Raw genomic sequence first — 13,974 nt, forward strand, 5'->3', positions numbered from 1 at the left:
GACTGTTCATGCAGATCACACGACGCGATTTTCTCAACGGCGTCGCCATCGGTATCGCAGCGGGCCTGACCCCGCTGCAGATCCTCCAGGCCGCACCGGACGGGCGTTACTACCCGCCGTCCCTGACCGGCCTGCGTGGCAGTCACCCGGGCGCCTTTGAAGTGGCACACCAGATGGGCTGGGAGAAGAAGACCTTCGACACCGATGCCCTGCCGATCGCCGAGCAGTACGACCTGATCGTGGTCGGCGGTGGCATCAGCGGGCTGTCGGCGGCCTGGTTCTATCGCCAGAAGCACCCGCAGGCGCGGGTCCTGGTGATCGAGAACCACGACGACTTCGGCGGCCACGCCAAGCGCAACGAGTTCAGCGCCGACGGGCGGACCCTCATCGGCTATGGCGGCAGCGAAGCGTTCCAGTCGCCGAACCACCTGTACAGCAAGGAAGTGAACGGCCTGCTCAAGGCGCTGGGGGTGGAGATCAAGCGCTTCGAAACCGCCTTCGACCGCAACTTCTACCCGGACCTGAAGTTGTCCCGCGCCGTGTTCTTCGACAAGGAGACCTTCGGCGAAGACAAGCTCGTGACCGGCGACCCGACGCCCATGGTGGCCGACGACATCGCCCCGGAGCGCCTGAATGCCCGCTCGATCCGCGACTTCATCAACGACTTCCCGCTGCCGGAAGCCGACCGCAAGGCGCTGATCGACCTGCATGAAACGCCGCGCGATTACCTGGCGGGCAAGAGCCTGAAGGAGAAGAACGAGCACCTGGAGCGCACCAGCTATCGTGATTTCCTGCTCAAGGATGTCGGCCTGTCGCCGACGGCGGTGGCGTACTTCCAGGGTCGCACCAACGACTTCATGGCCCTGAGCATCGATGCGGTGGCCGCGTCCGATGCCTACAACGTCGGTTTCCCCGGCTTCGCCGCGATGCAGCTGGAGCCGATCAGCGAGGAAGCCCGGGCAGAGATGGAAGAGCCGTACATCTACCACTTCCCTGACGGCAACGCTTCGCTGGCGCGCCTGCTGGTGCGCGATCTGATTCCCCAGGTGGCGCCGGGCAAGGGCATGGAAGATATCGTCCTGGCGCAGTTCGACTACAGCCAGCTGGACCAGGCCGCGCATGCGGTGCGCATTCGCCTGAACAGCACGGCGGTGAGTGTGCGCAACGTCGACGGCGGGGTGAACGTCGGCTACAGCCGTGGCGGGCAACTGGCGCAGGTGCGCGGCAAGCACTGCGTGATGGCCTGCTACAACATGATGATCCCGTACCTGCTGCGTGACCTGCCGGCCGAGCAAGCCAATGCCCTGAGCCAGAACGTCAAGTTCCCGCTGGTGTACACCAAGGTGGTGGTGCGCAACTGGCAGGCGTTCCACACGCTGGGCGTGCACGAGATCTATGCCGCGACCCAGCCGTACAGCCGGATCAAGCTGGATTATCCGGTGAGCATGGGCGGTTACGAGCATCCGCGGGATCCGTCGAAGGCCATCGGCCTGCACATGGTGTATGTGCCGACCACGCCAAACGCCGGGATGAATGCCCGCGACCAGGCGCGCACCGGGCGGGCGAAACTTTATGCGCAAAGTTTCGATCAGTTGGAGGCGCAATTGAGGGATCAGTTGCAGCGGATGCTGGGGCCGGGTGGGTTCGATCACCAGAGGGACATTCTGGCGATCACGGTCAACCGTTGGTCCCATGGGTATGCGTGCTTTACCAATACGCTGTTCGATGATCCCGAGCAGACGGAGAAATGGCAGGAAACGGCGCGCAAGCCGCTGGGCAACGTGACCATCGCCAACTCGGATGCGGCGTGGAGTGCGTATGCGCATGCGGCGATCGATGAGGCGTGGCGGGCAGTGGGCGAGCTGGCCTGACGCAGAGCAGGGACCGCTGACGCGGTCCTTGCTCTGCCATTTTTCATACAACAAGACAGTTCCTACCCGACCCACCCCCCTTTCCTACATCCAAAGGATTGAGTCGGCTCCATCGTGGTCGAAGGCAGGGGGTCACGGGTCCGTTTCGAACTGCGGGGAGAAATTGCGACTTTCCATCGCCCTCACCCGGATAAACATGCCAAGCATTATCAGATCCGCGATGCACGCCGGTTTCTTGAGCTGGCAGGAGTGACGCCATGAATGTAATGACCTACAAGGGCTACGCCGCCCGAATTGAATACAGTGATGAAGATCAGTTGCTGATCGGCCACGTGGCGGGCATTCGCGATGTGATCGGCTTTCACGGCGAGTCGGTCGCCCAACTGCGCAGCGCTTTCGAGGAGGCTGTGGACGATTATCTGGAAACCTGCATCCGCTTGGGTCGAGAACCGCAGAAAACTTATTCAGGAAAATTGAGCCTGCGGCTGGAACCAACATTGCACGCCAGCGTTGCAGCCAAGGCAGAACTGGAAAACAAGAGCATCAATCAGTGGGTCAGCGACGTGCTGAACCAGGCAGCACACGCCTGACGATGGGGCAGATCGAAAGACCTGCCCCTTTCAGCTTTCAATCCCTCAGATCAGACTCATGAATCGGCTGCTCCCGGCTCGTCGCCCGCTGATACTGCGCCGGCCACGTCGCCTTGTTGCCGCCAAGATCATCATCGGCATGCAGCGGCCAATACGGATCACGCAGCAGTTCCCGCGCCAGGAAGATCAGGTCCGCCTGCCCGGTGCGCAGGATATGCTCGGCCTGCGCCGGCTCGGTGATCAGGCCGACCGTGCCGGTGGAAATGCCCGACTCCTTGCGCACCCGCTCCGCAAAACGGGTCTGGTAGCCAGGGCCAGTGGGAATCTCGGCATGCACCGATGTCCCGCCGGATGACACATCGATCAGGTCCGCCCCCAACGCTTTCAGGCGCCGGGCCAGCTCCACGGTCTCGTCCGGGTTCCAGCCATCCTCCACCCAATCCGTCGCCGACACCCGCACGAACAGCGGCAAGGACTCCGGCCACACCTCACGCACCGCCTCGGTGACCTGCAAGGTCAGGCGAATGCGATTGTCGAAACAACTGCCATAGCTGTCCCGCCGCTGGTTGCTCAACGGCGACAGGAACTGGTGCAGCAGATAGCCATGGGCCGCATGGATCTCCACCACCTTGAACCCCGCCACCAGCGCGCGCTTGGCCGCAGCGACGAAGGCGTCGATAACGTCACGGATCTGCCCTTCGCTGAGTTCGCTGGGCGGCGTATGTTCCGGGTCGAACGCTATCTTCGACGGCCCCACCGGGATCCAGCCGCCGTCATCCGGCCGGATGCTGCCGTGCTTGCCCAGCCACGGCCGATGGGTGCTGGCCTTGCGCCCGGCATGGGCCAGCTGGATGCCCGGGACAGCGCCCTGGGCAGTCACGAAACGGGTAATGCGTTGCAGCGGCGGGATCTGCGCGTCGTCCCACAAGCCCAGGTCCTGGGCGGTGATGCGGCCTTCGGCGGTGACCGCCACGGCTTCGGTGAAGATCAGCCCGGCACCGCCGACGGCGCGGCTGCCGAGGTGGACCAGGTGCCAGTCGTTGGCCAGGCCATCGACGCTGGAATACTGGCACATGGGGGACACGGCGATGCGGTTGGGCAGGGTCAGCTGACGCAGGGTGTAGGGCTCAAGCAGAAGGCTCATGACAGCACCTCTCTGGACTCCGAATGGTAGGCCGAACCGAGCGCTCATTTTTCCCTTTGGCTCAGTGCCGGTCCTACACAGACTAGACCACAATCCTACGCCCGATCAGCGCGGCTCCATATGCGCGATCATCAGTTGCACACTTTCCTGGCCGCGGAACTCGTTGACGTCAAGCTTGTAAGCCAGTTCCACCCAACGCACCGTGGGGTTCGGCCAGACCTCGCGGTCGACGCTGAAGGCGATACCATCCAGCTTCACCGAACCGCATTCACTCTTGAGCACCACCTTGAGGTGCCGCTCGCCGACCACGCGCTGTTCCACCAGTTGGAACACGCCGTGGAACAGCGGCTCGGGGAAGTGCTGGCCCCAAGGACCGGCATGGCGCAGGGCGCGAGCCAGTTCCAGGTGAAATTCCTCCACCGCCAGGGTACCGTCGGAGAGAAGGCGGCCAGTCAGGTCCTCTTCCCGCAGTTGCCGGCGCACTTCTTCGTCGAAGGCTTCGGCGAAGGCCGGGAAGTTGCCCGCCGGCAACGACAGACCGGCGGCCATGGCGTGACCACCGAACTTGCTGATCAGTTGCGGATGACGCGCCGCCACTGCATCCAGCGCATCGCGGATATGGAAACCCGGCACCGAGCGCGCCGAGCCCTTGAGCATGCCTTCGCCGGCATCGGCGAAAGCGATGGTCGGCCGGTGGTAACGCTCCTTCAGGCGCGAGGCGAGGATGCCGATCACGCCCTGGTGCCAGTCGGCCTCGAACAGGCACAGCCCGAACGGCATGGATTCGACAGGCAGGTCCTTGAGCTGGGCCAGCGCCTCGCGCTGCATACCCTGCTCGATGGACTTGCGGTCCTGGTTCAGTTCGTCCAGTTGCACCGCCATGTCCCGCGCCAGAGTCTCGTCTTCGCTGAGCAGGCATTCGATGCCCAGGCTCATGTCGTCCAGGCGGCCAGCGGCGTTGAGCCGTGGGCCAAGGATGAAACCGAGATCGGTGGAGGTGATGCGGCGGTGGTCGCGGCGGGCCACTTCGAGGATCGCCTTGAGCCCGGCACGGGCGCGACCGGCGCGGATGCGCTCCAGGCCCTGGTGCACCAGGATGCGGTTGTTGGCGTCCAGCGGCACCACGTCAGCAACGCTGCCCAGAGCCACCAGGTCGAGCAGTTCGCCAAGGTTCGGCTGTGGCTTGTTCTCGTAATGACCGAGGCTGCGCAGGCGGGTACGCAGGGCCATCAACACATAGAAGATCACCCCGACACCTGCCAGCGACTTGCTCGGAAACTCGCAGCCCGGCTGGTTGGGGTTGACGATGGCGTCGGCCTGCGGCAGTTCGTGACCGGGCAGGTGGTGGTCGGTAACCAGCACCTTCAGCCCTGCCGCTTTGGCCGCCGCCACGCCATCGACGCTGGAGATGCCGTTGTCCACGGTGATCAGCAGGTCCGGCGTGCGCTGCAACGCCACCGCGACGATCTCCGGGGTCAGGCCGTAGCCGTATTCGAAGCGGTTGGGCACCAGGTAATCGACGTGGGCCGCGCCCAGCAGGCGCAGGCCAAGCACGCCGACGCTGCTGGCGGTGGCACCGTCGGCGTCGAAATCACCGACGATGAGAATGCGCTGGCGCCTGGCCAGTGCCTCGACCAGCAGGTCCACCGCCGCGTCGATGCCCTTGAGCAGGGTGAACGGCAGCAACCGCGCCAGGCTCTTGTCCAGCTCTTCGGCGCTCTGCACGCCGCGGGCGGCGTACAGGCGGGTCAGCAGGGGCGGCAGGTCGCCGAGGAATGGCAGGGTCGGCGGCAGGGATCGCGGTTCGATACGCATAGGCTGTCAGCTCAACCGCGCTCGCCCAACAGCCACTCCAGCTGCACTTCGTGCTGGCCACGGTCGTCGGTGACGAACACCGTGCCCTCGCTGATCATCACATCCCACTTGATCGAACGCGGCATGTCGGTGGCCAGGGTTTCCAGGACCTCCTGCGGTACTGCGGCGATATTCAGGTTCTTCAGGCCCTTCACCGCGTCCACCACCTTGTTCTGCCAGACCCGCAGGCTGCCGTAGGCCAGCAGGCTGGTGCGCTCGGTGCGGCGCGAGCACCAGGTCAGGCGATCGGCGTCCGGCTGGCCGACTTCGATCCAGTGCAGGATGCGGTCATCCAGGCTCTTTTCCCACAGCGCGGCTTCGTCGACGTCCGACAGACCACGGCCGAACGACAGGTTCTCGTTGTACCAGAGGGCGTAGGCCAACAGACGCACGGCCATGCGTTCCTCGGTCTCCGACGGATGGCGGGCGATGGTCTGCTTGACGCTTTCGTAGACGCCGCGATCGAGGTCGGTGAGGTTCAGTTCGAATTTGTAGGTGGTGGACGGCTGGGCCATGGGGGCGGGCTTCTGGTATCGGAAAAGTCACACAGTCTACCCGATGCGCCGCCGATCGACGACGCGCTGCCACAATCCTGCGCTACAACAGTATCTGAGGCTGTCGCCCTGTGATAAAAACGAGCGCTCCCCCCTTCGCCACGGATGCCCTGATGTCGCTGCCCAGCAAACCTCTCGCCGGTCTGAAAGTCGTCGAACTCGGAACCCTGATCGCCGGTCCCTTCGCCTCGCGCATCTGCGCAGAATTCGGCGCCCAGGTGGTCAAGGTCGAGTCGCCGGACGGCGGCGACCCGCTGCGCAAGTGGCGCAAGCTGTACGAGGGCACATCGCTGTGGTGGTTCGTCCAGGCGCGCAACAAGCAATCGCTGACCCTCAACCTCAAGCATCCGGAAGGCATGGCGATCCTCAAGCGCCTGCTGGCCGACGCCGACATCCTGATCGAGAACTTCCGCCCCGGCGTGCTGGAAAAGCTCGGCCTGGGCTGGGACGTGCTCAAGGCGCTGAACCCGAAGCTGGTCATGGTGCGCCTGTCCGGCTTCGGTCAGACCGGGCCGATGAAGGACCAGCCGGGCTTTGGTGCGGTGGGCGAGTCCATGGGTGGGCTGCGCTACATCACCGGCTTCGAGGACCGGCCGCCGGTGCGCACCGGGATTTCCATCGGTGACTCGATTGCCGCCCTGTGGGGAGTGATCGGTGCGCTGATGGCGCTGCGTCATCGCGAGGTCAACGGCGGCGAAGGCCAGGTGGTCGACGTGGCACTGTACGAGGCGATCTTCGCCATGATGGAAAGCATGGTCCCGGAATTCGACGTGTTCGGTTTTATCCGCGAGCGCACCGGCAACATCATGCCGGGCATCACGCCCTCCTCCATCCATACCAGCGCCGATGGCAAGCACGTGCAGATCGGCGCCAACGGCGATGCCATCTTCAAGCGCTTCATGCTCGCCATCGGCCGTACCGACCTGGCCGAAGACCCGAGCCTGGCCAGCAATGACGGCCGCGACCTGCGCCGCGACGAGCTGTACGGGGTGATCGATCGCTGGGCCAACAGCGTGCCGCTGGACACCCTGATGAAGACTTTGAATGAGGCAGAGGTGCCAGCCAGCCGCATCTACTCCGCCGAAGACATGTTCGCCGACCCGCAATTCCTCGCCCGCGAGATGTTCCTCCAGGCGAAGCTGCCGGACGGCAAGCCGTTCAAGATGCCCGGCATCGTGCCCAAGCTGTCCGATACTCCGGGCTCCAGCGAGTGGGTCGGACCGAAGCTGGGCGAGCACACCGACCAGTTGCTGGGTGAACTGGGCTACAGCCCGGCGGCCATCAGCGACCTGCGCGAGCAGGGTGCCATCTGAAGCGGCTCTGGCGCGGCACCGGCCTGGGCCTGCTGCTCGGCATGTTGCTGAGCACTTCCGGCATGGTGACGGCCAAGGAGAGGCTGACCTGGCTGCTGCGTGACCTGCCGCCGCTGACCATCTTCGAGGGGACACGCAAGGGTCAGGGTGCCGTGGACCAGATGCTCGTCCGACTGATCGAGCAGATGCCCGAATACGACCACAGTATCCTGCGCGTCAATCGCGCCCGGGCCATGCAGATGCTCCAGGAGCCCAGTTTCACTTGCGACGCAACCCTGCTGTGGACTCCGGAACGGGCGCGTTTCATTAATTTCTCGGTACCGAGCATGGGCACCCTGAGCAATGGCCTGATCGTGCGCAAGCAGGACGCCGCGCTGGTCGAGCCTTTCCTGGTGGACGGCAAGGTCGATCTCAAGGCCCTGCTGGCGAGCCAGACCGCGCGCCTGGGGATGGTCGCCGAGCGCAGCTACAGCACGCCGGTCGATATCCTGCTAAAGGCCACCCCTCCGGACAACCTCACCCCGCACTACGGCAATGATGCAGTGCGCAGCCTGTTGCAGATGCAGAACCTGGGACGGCTGAAATGGCTGCTGGGTTACTGGCCGGAAGTCCGCTACCTGAGCCAGGAACTGGGCCAGCCGCTGGACGCCCTGACCTTCTACCCGATCCAGGGCATGGCCGAGTACCAGTTCATTCATGTCGGCTGTTCCGACACGCCACAGGGCCGCGAGGCCGTGGTCCATGTCAATCAGTTGCTGCTGCAGATGCGCGAGGACATCCTGCCTGCGCTCTATGCCGAATGGCTCGATGCCCATACCCGCGAGATCTATCTGGAAGACGCACGGCATTTCTTCAGCGACGACCATCCCTGACTGCGGGCAAAAAGAAACCCCGAACGGTGGGGAGCCCGATCGGGGTTAAACGAAGGCCAATTGGGGGGCCTTTCGTGGAGACAGCCAGTCAGCATCGGAGCAAAATGAGGACTGGCTGCCTGTAGGGTGTCTGATTGCCGTCTCCGGCAAAGGTTCCTCTCACAAGGTAGCCGATAAACCACGAGCCTGCCGCGCATGCTGCCAGGCTGCGATCACGCAGGGCTGCAGGCGGCCTTCAGCAATGCGCAGGTCGCGCTGCAGGCCATCCACCAGATCCACCAGCAAGCGCTGGTCCTGCAACTGGCTGGCACGCGCAGTGCGTTGCAATATGTCGAAACCATTCTCGTCACGTAGCGACACCTTGAAGTCGCCAGCGCCCTGGGGTTCCAGAGTGACCTGATAAGGTGCCAATGCTTCATTGAGCAACACGCTGATGGATTCCATCTTCACCTCGATAGGACCAAGTGGTTTTCGACTGACCCCGCAGTTGCTGGAAAAGTTCGGCAAAACGGGGTTTTCACCAGGGGTTCAAGCGAGCATGCCCGGTAAACATGACAGATTGAAAGCGCCCTGACAAAGTGATATCAAAAAGCCACTTTCGCATCAAGCCACCCCTTTCTCACCCCGTGTCTTCGGCTCGCGGACGTGCATCCAGTGGAGCAGTTCGCCACTCGACATCGGTCCGGCGACGAAGCGCCCTTGTACCCACGGCTGCCCTACCCCCTGCACTGCCTGCCAATCGGCAAGGGTGTCCACCTCCGTTACTACCACGTCGAGCGCCGAACGTCTTGCCAGGATCAACGCCGCCGCGACGACTGCGGCCTTGGTGCCCTCTTCGGCCATACCGCAGAGGAATTCAGCGGGGAGTTTCAATTCGCTCAGCGGAAGATCGAACAGTTGACGGAGGTTGGCCGCACCACGACCGAACTCGTCGAGGCACAGCCGCACACCCATCTGGCGCAGGTCTACCAGGCGCTGCAATTGGGAAGGATCGAGCCGGCAGCAATGACGCTCGCCGATTTCCAGGATCAGGCTGCTGGCGCACACGCGATGCAGCGCCAGCAGTTGTTCCAGGCATCCGACCAGATCGTTGTCGAACAACAACGCAGGCGGCAGGTTCACCGCCACCGGCAACTGTCGGCCATCCACCGCACTGAGCGCCAAGGCGTTTTCCAGTAGGTGCCAAGTCAGCATCGCTAGGAGTGCGGCGCCTTCGGGCACGGTGAAGAACTGTCCTGGCACCAGTGAACCAAGGGTTGGATGCTGCCAGCGTACGGAGGCCTCGACACTGACCAGATTGCCGTCGGCGTCAATTCTGGGCTGATAGTTCACCTGCCACTGCTGGCGCAACTGGGCCAGTTGCTCTGCTGAAAGCCGGCGCAAAGCCTTTATCGGCGGCGCGCTGTCCGACATTGGCGGATCACCGCTGCGGTCGTGGTATTCGCTCAGCAGGCGGTGGAGAACGGCTCCACTGGCCGGTTTCTGCAGGCAGCCGAGCAGGTGCAGGCCAAGTTGCGGGGCGAGTTCTGCGATGTTGCCGAGCAGGGCCGGTTCAGCATCGCTCAGCACGATCAACGCGCCGGCCAGTCGCTTGTCGGCCAGATGGCGGATCATCGCCAACCCGTCCGGACCATCCATGTACAGGTCGCAGATGGCGACATCCACCGGCCCCCGGCGCTCGAGCATCTGCCGGGCGCAGTTCACCGACTCCGCGGCGAGCACATCGAACACGCCTGCAGCATTGAGCATCTGGTGCAATGCCATGAGTTGGAAGGGGTGGTCTTCGAGGATCAGGACCTTGAGGGAGTGCATGAAGCTGGTCTCCGTGATGGCACGAAGCTGCGACTCTAGGGAAATAGTGCAGAGGGACCTATAGGACAAATCCGAAAGGATGACGTCCGTTTCCGACAGAGCATCTAACCCCCCCCCCGGCAAGCTGATGCGCCATCCCTGTGAGAGCAGGTTCACCCGCGATTGCGGTAGTGGATTCACCATAGCCATCGCGGATGAACCCGCTCCCACACGGTCCGCATCTTACTTTTGATCTTTGCTTCTGATCGAAATGAAAAAGCCCGTCACTGAGGACGGGCTTTCTTGCATCAGACGAACCGCTTACAGCGGCTTGCCGCGATTGCCATGCTGGCTGACAAACGCCTGAACCTTGCCCAGGTCGTTGGCCAGAACGGTGCAGCGTTCTTCCCGCGAGAACAGGTCGGACAGGTGCGCCGGCAGTTCCAGGGCCTTCTCGACACCCGCCTTCTCCACGGCATCCGGGAACTTGACCGGGTGCGCGGTGCCCAGCACCACCATCGGGGTGTCCAGGCTGCGGCGGCATTCGCGGGCCGCCTTGACGCCGATCGCGGTGTGCGGGTCGAGTATTTCGCCGGTCTGGGCGAAGACTTCGGCGATGGTTTCGCAGGTCTGCGCGTCATCCACGGCCAGCGAGTCGAACAGCTTGCGCGCTTCGGTCCAGCGGTCCTGCTCGACGCTGAAACCGCCGCCCTGCTTGAAATTGGCCATCAGCTCGGCGATTGCCGCGCCGTTGCGACCGTGCAGGTCGAACAGCAGGCGCTCGAAGTTCGAAGAAACCATGATGTCCATCGACGGCGACAGGGTCGCGTGCAGGGTTTCCTTGACGTACTGGTTGCCGCTCATGAAGCGGTGCAGGATGTCGTTGCGGTTGGTCGCGACGATCAGCTGGCTGATCGGCAGGCCCATGTTGCGCGCCAGGTAGCCGGCGAAGATGTCGCCGAAGTTGCCGGTCGGCACCGAGAACGCGATGGAACGGGCCGGGCCGCCCAGTTGCAGGGCCGCGTGGAAGTAGTAGACGATCTGGGCCATGATCCGCGCCCAGTTGATCGAGTTGACCGCCACCAGGCGAGTGCCCTTGAGGAAGCCTTGGTCGGCGAAGCTGTTCTTGACCATCTCCTGGCAGTCGTCGAAGTTGCCTTCGATGGCGATGTTGTGGATGTTCTCGCCGAGAATGGTGGTCATCTGCCGGCGCTGCACTTCCGACACGCGCTGGTGCGGGTGCAGGATGAAGATGTCGACGTTGTCGCAACGGCGGCAGCCTTCGATTGCCGCAGAACCGGTGTCACCACTGGTGGCGCCCATGATCACCACGCGCTCGCCGCGCTTGGCCAGGACGTGGTCGAGCAGACGACCGAGCAGTTGCAGGGCAAAGTCCTTGAACGCCAGGGTCGGGCCGTGGAACAGCTCCAGCACCCACTCGTTGCTGTTCAGCTGACGCAGCGGGGCGACTGCGGCGTGGGCGAACTCGCCGTAGGTTTCTTCGAGGATCTTCTTGAAGTCAGCGTCGGCGATGCTGCCGGTGACGAACGGGCGCATCACCCGGAACGCCAGTTCGTGGTATGGCAGGCCGGCCCAGGAAGCGATCTCTTCCTGAGTGAAACGCGGCAGGTTCTCCGGTACGTAGAGACCGCCGTCGCTGGCCAGGCCAGCCAGCAGCACGTCTTCGAAATTCAGGGCCGGCGCCTGGCCACGGGTACTGATATAGCGCATGGGACAAACCTTCTTTGAGCTTCAGGCTGCAAGTTTCAAGTGGCAAGAAAAAGCAGCTGCGCTCGTTCTTGCCGCTTGTGGCTTGCAGCTTGCCGCTGGACTTAATTGAGTTGTTCGACGCGGATCCGCACGACCTTGCCGATCACATCCTGCAGCGCTTCCAGAGCGACGATCGCGTCGTTCATGCGCTGCTCCTGCACCTCGTGGGTCAGCAGGATCATCGGGACCAGGCCGTCCTGTTCCTCGACTTCCTTCTGCATGATCGACTCGATGTTGATCCCGCGTTCGGACAGGATGCTCGCCACCTGGGCCAGTACGCCCGGATGGTCCTTGGCCTGGATGCGCAGGTAGTACGCGGTTTCGCAGGCTTCGATCGGCAGAATGGGGTGGGCGGACAGCGAATCCGGCTGGAAAGCCAGGTGCGGTACGCGGTTTTCCGGGTCAGCGGTCATGGCGCGAACCACGTCCACCAGGTCGGCGACCACCGAAGAAGCGGTCGGCTCCATGCCGGCGCCGGCGCCGTAGAACAGGGTCGAGCCTGCGGCGTCGCCGTTGACCATGACCGCGTTCATCACGCCATTGACGTTGGCGATCAGGCGGTCGGCCGGAATCAGGGTCGGGTGTACGCGCAACTCGATGCCGGCGGCAGTGCTGCGGGCCACGCCCAGGTGCTTGATGCGGTAGCCCAGTGCCTCGGCGTAGTTGACGTCGGCAGTGGTCAGCTGGGTGATGCCCTCGGTGTAGGCCTTGTCGAACTGCAGCGGGATGCCGAAGGCGATGGACGCGAGGATGGTCAGCTTGTGCGCGGCGTCGATGCCCTCGACGTCGAAGGTCGGATCGGCTTCGGCATAGCCCAGCGCCTGGGCTTCGGCCAGCACGTCAGGGAAGGTGCGGCCCTTCTCGCGCATTTCGGTGAGGATGAAGTTGCCGGTGCCGTTGATGATGCCGGCGACCCAGTTGATGCGGTTGGCCGAGAGGCCTTCACGGATCGCCTTGATTACCGGAATGCCGCCGGCCACCGCCGCCTCGAAGGCGACGATGACGCCCTTCTCGCGGGCGCGGGCGAAGATCTCGTTGCCGTGCACGGCAATCAGCGCCTTGTTCGCGGTGACCACGTGCTTGCCGTTGTCGATGGCCTTGAGCACCAGGTCGCGGGCCACGGTGTAGCCGCCGATCAGTTCAATGACAATATCGATCTCGGGGTTGGTCGCGACCTCGAACACGTCAGCGGTAATGGGGGTACCGGTAATCTGGCAGTTCGGGTTGGGCGAACGCATGGCAATCTGTGCCACTTCGATGCCACGCCCGGCGCGGCGGGCGATTTCCTCGGCGTTTCGCTTAAGAACATTGAAGGTTCCGCCACCGACGGTCCCCAACCCACAGATGCCTACTTTGACCGGTTTCACTGTGAACTCCCCATTGAACGACCGACACGCGGCCGGTCATGAAAAAGGCCGTCTCCCCATGAAGACGGCCCGCTGATTGAATTACTTGGTGCTGGCCAGGGCCAGCTTGGCCACCTGCTTTGCCGGCTGGTAGCCCGGGATCACCTGGCCGTCCTCAAGGACGATGGCCGGGGTGCCGTTGACACCGATCGACTGGCCCATGGCGAACTGCTTGCTCACCGGGTTCTCGCACTTGGCGGCCTTGATTTCCTTGCCGCCGATCATGTTGTCCAGGGCCGTGTTGCGGTCCTTGGAGCACCAGACTGCCTGCAGTTGCTCGTCACCCGGCGAGCCAAGGCCCTGACGCGGAAACGCGACGTAGCGCACTTCGACACCGAGCTTGTTCAGTTCGGCGACTTCCTCGTGCAGCTTGTGGCAATACGGGCAAGTGGTGTCGGTGAAGACGGTGATGTGCGACTTGGCCTGGCCCTTGGCCGGATAGATCACCATTTCCGCAGTCGGGATGGTGTTGATGGTCTTGGCGATGCCGGCACGCTCGGCCTTCTCGGTGAGGTTGACCGGCTTGCCGTTTTCCACCTGGAACAGGTTGCCCTGCATCACGTACTGGCCGTCGGCGCTGGCATAAAGAACACGACCGCCCTGCAGCTTGACTTCATACAGGCTGGAGAACGGGCTCTTGGCGATACTCTCGACCGGGATTTCGGAATCCAGCGATTTCAGCGTTTCGCGGATCGCCTTTTCGGCATCGTCAGCCACGGCGAACGAAGTGACCAGCGCCAGGGCGGCGGCCGCGAGGGTCTGGATCAAGCGCATGAGGGGAAACTCCTTGCATAGGACCGGAATAGGGA

The 13,974-nt window shown here is 63.4% G+C and carries 13 protein-coding genes; 5 read left to right on the plus strand and 8 right to left on the minus strand.

The annotated features are described in order from the left end of the window. The first annotated feature begins 8 nt into the window (after positions 1 to 8). The 3 genes from AC5QPF_RS25840 (at position 9) to AC5QPF_RS25850 (ending at position 2,461) form a co-directional block, all read left to right on the plus strand. Positions 9 to 1,871, plus strand: a complete 1,863-nt coding sequence (locus AC5QPF_RS25840) for an FAD-dependent oxidoreductase (RefSeq protein WP_494960496.1) — start codon at positions 9 to 11, stop codon at positions 1,869 to 1,871. A 111-nt stretch (positions 1,872 to 1,982) separates the two neighbouring features. Beyond that, positions 1,983 to 2,132: a type II toxin-antitoxin system HicA family toxin gene (locus tag AC5QPF_RS25845; protein WP_494964250.1), complete on the plus strand. Its 150-nt coding sequence runs from the start codon at positions 1,983 to 1,985 to the stop codon at positions 2,130 to 2,132. Next, entirely contained in the window at positions 2,129 to 2,461 is a 333-nt protein-coding gene (locus AC5QPF_RS25850; RefSeq protein ID WP_494960497.1) for a toxin-antitoxin system HicB family antitoxin, read from the plus strand. Before AC5QPF_RS25845 ends, AC5QPF_RS25850 begins: the two co-directional genes overlap by 4 nt. A 37-nt stretch (positions 2,462 to 2,498) precedes the next feature. Here AC5QPF_RS25850 and AC5QPF_RS25855 read toward each other — a convergent pair whose 3' ends face one another. The 3 genes from AC5QPF_RS25855 to AC5QPF_RS25865 all read right to left on the minus strand — a co-directional run bounded on the left by AC5QPF_RS25855 (position 2,499) and on the right by AC5QPF_RS25865 (position 5,974). Continuing rightward, complete coding sequence (locus AC5QPF_RS25855) at positions 2,499 to 3,605, minus strand: oxidoreductase (RefSeq protein ID WP_494960498.1); 1,107 nt, start codon at positions 3,603 to 3,605, stop codon at positions 2,499 to 2,501. A 105-nt stretch (positions 3,606 to 3,710) separates the two neighbouring features. After that, positions 3,711 to 5,420, minus strand: coding sequence for a single-stranded-DNA-specific exonuclease RecJ (gene recJ, locus AC5QPF_RS25860; RefSeq protein WP_494960499.1), 1,710 nt, complete (start codon positions 5,418 to 5,420; stop codon positions 3,711 to 3,713). 11 nt (positions 5,421 to 5,431) lie between these two features. After that, entirely contained in the window at positions 5,432 to 5,974 is a 543-nt protein-coding gene (locus tag AC5QPF_RS25865) for a YaeQ family protein (protein ID WP_494960500.1), read from the minus strand. 152 nt (positions 5,975 to 6,126) lie between these two features. On the opposite strand from AC5QPF_RS25865, the gene AC5QPF_RS25870 reads away from it, so the two are divergent. After that, positions 6,127 to 7,326, plus strand: coding sequence for a CoA transferase (locus AC5QPF_RS25870; RefSeq protein WP_494960501.1), 1,200 nt, complete (start codon positions 6,127 to 6,129; stop codon positions 7,324 to 7,326). A 41-nt stretch (positions 7,327 to 7,367) separates the two neighbouring features. After that, positions 7,368 to 8,198 (plus strand): TIGR02285 family protein, encoded by an 831-nt coding sequence (locus AC5QPF_RS25875; protein ID WP_494960502.1) that lies wholly within the window; start codon positions 7,368 to 7,370, stop codon positions 8,196 to 8,198. A gap of 159 nt (positions 8,199 to 8,357) precedes the next feature. On the opposite strand, the gene AC5QPF_RS25880 is transcribed toward AC5QPF_RS25875, so the two are convergent. From AC5QPF_RS25880 to dsbC, 5 genes are all read right to left on the minus strand, one after another. Continuing rightward, complete coding sequence (locus AC5QPF_RS25880) at positions 8,358 to 8,642, minus strand: DUF3509 domain-containing protein (protein ID WP_494960503.1); 285 nt, start codon at positions 8,640 to 8,642, stop codon at positions 8,358 to 8,360. A 159-nt stretch (positions 8,643 to 8,801) separates the two neighbouring features. Then, positions 8,802 to 10,010: an EAL domain-containing protein gene (locus AC5QPF_RS25885; RefSeq protein ID WP_494960504.1), complete on the minus strand. Its 1,209-nt coding sequence runs from the start codon at positions 10,008 to 10,010 to the stop codon at positions 8,802 to 8,804. A gap of 300 nt (positions 10,011 to 10,310) precedes the next feature. Continuing rightward, a complete protein-coding gene (thrC, locus tag AC5QPF_RS25890; protein WP_494960505.1) occupies positions 10,311 to 11,720 on the minus strand; it encodes a threonine synthase in 1,410 nt (469 codons plus the stop codon). A 101-nt stretch (positions 11,721 to 11,821) separates the two neighbouring features. Then, positions 11,822 to 13,126, minus strand: coding sequence for a homoserine dehydrogenase (locus AC5QPF_RS25895; RefSeq protein WP_494960506.1), 1,305 nt, complete (start codon positions 13,124 to 13,126; stop codon positions 11,822 to 11,824). 81 nt (positions 13,127 to 13,207) lie between these two features. Continuing rightward, entirely contained in the window at positions 13,208 to 13,939 is a 732-nt protein-coding gene (dsbC, locus tag AC5QPF_RS25900; RefSeq protein ID WP_494960507.1) for a bifunctional protein-disulfide isomerase/oxidoreductase DsbC, read from the minus strand. Positions 13,940 to 13,974 lie beyond the last annotated feature (35 nt).

The sequence above is a fragment of the Pseudomonas sp. Con_6 genome (assembly GCF_059379395.1).

Excerpts from the sequence above, each read along its gene's own strand:
- AC5QPF_RS25880 (WP_494960503.1), bottom strand. The coding sequence starts at position 8,642 with ATGGAATCCATCAGCGTGTTGCTCAATGAAGCATTGGCACCTTATCAG.
- dsbC (WP_494960507.1), bottom strand. The coding sequence starts at position 13,939 with ATGCGCTTGATCCAGACCCTCGCGGCCGCCGCCCTGGCGCTGGTCACT.
- AC5QPF_RS25840 (WP_494960496.1), top strand. The coding sequence starts at position 9 with ATGCAGATCACACGACGCGATTTTCTCAACGGCGTCGCCATCGGTATC.
- AC5QPF_RS25850 (WP_494960497.1), top strand. The coding sequence starts at position 2,129 with ATGAATGTAATGACCTACAAGGGCTACGCCGCCCGAATTGAATACAGT.
- thrC (WP_494960505.1), bottom strand. The coding sequence starts at position 11,720 with ATGCGCTATATCAGTACCCGTGGCCAGGCGCCGGCCCTGAATTTCGAA.
- AC5QPF_RS25870 (WP_494960501.1), top strand. The coding sequence starts at position 6,127 with ATGTCGCTGCCCAGCAAACCTCTCGCCGGTCTGAAAGTCGTCGAACTC.
- AC5QPF_RS25885 (WP_494960504.1), bottom strand. The coding sequence starts at position 10,010 with ATGCACTCCCTCAAGGTCCTGATCCTCGAAGACCACCCCTTCCAACTC.
- AC5QPF_RS25865 (WP_494960500.1), bottom strand. The coding sequence starts at position 5,974 with ATGGCCCAGCCGTCCACCACCTACAAATTCGAACTGAACCTCACCGAC.
- recJ (WP_494960499.1), bottom strand. The coding sequence starts at position 5,420 with ATGCGTATCGAACCGCGATCCCTGCCGCCGACCCTGCCATTCCTCGGC.
- AC5QPF_RS25855 (WP_494960498.1), bottom strand. The coding sequence starts at position 3,605 with ATGAGCCTTCTGCTTGAGCCCTACACCCTGCGTCAGCTGACCCTGCCC.
- AC5QPF_RS25875 (WP_494960502.1), top strand. The coding sequence starts at position 7,368 with ATGTTGCTGAGCACTTCCGGCATGGTGACGGCCAAGGAGAGGCTGACC.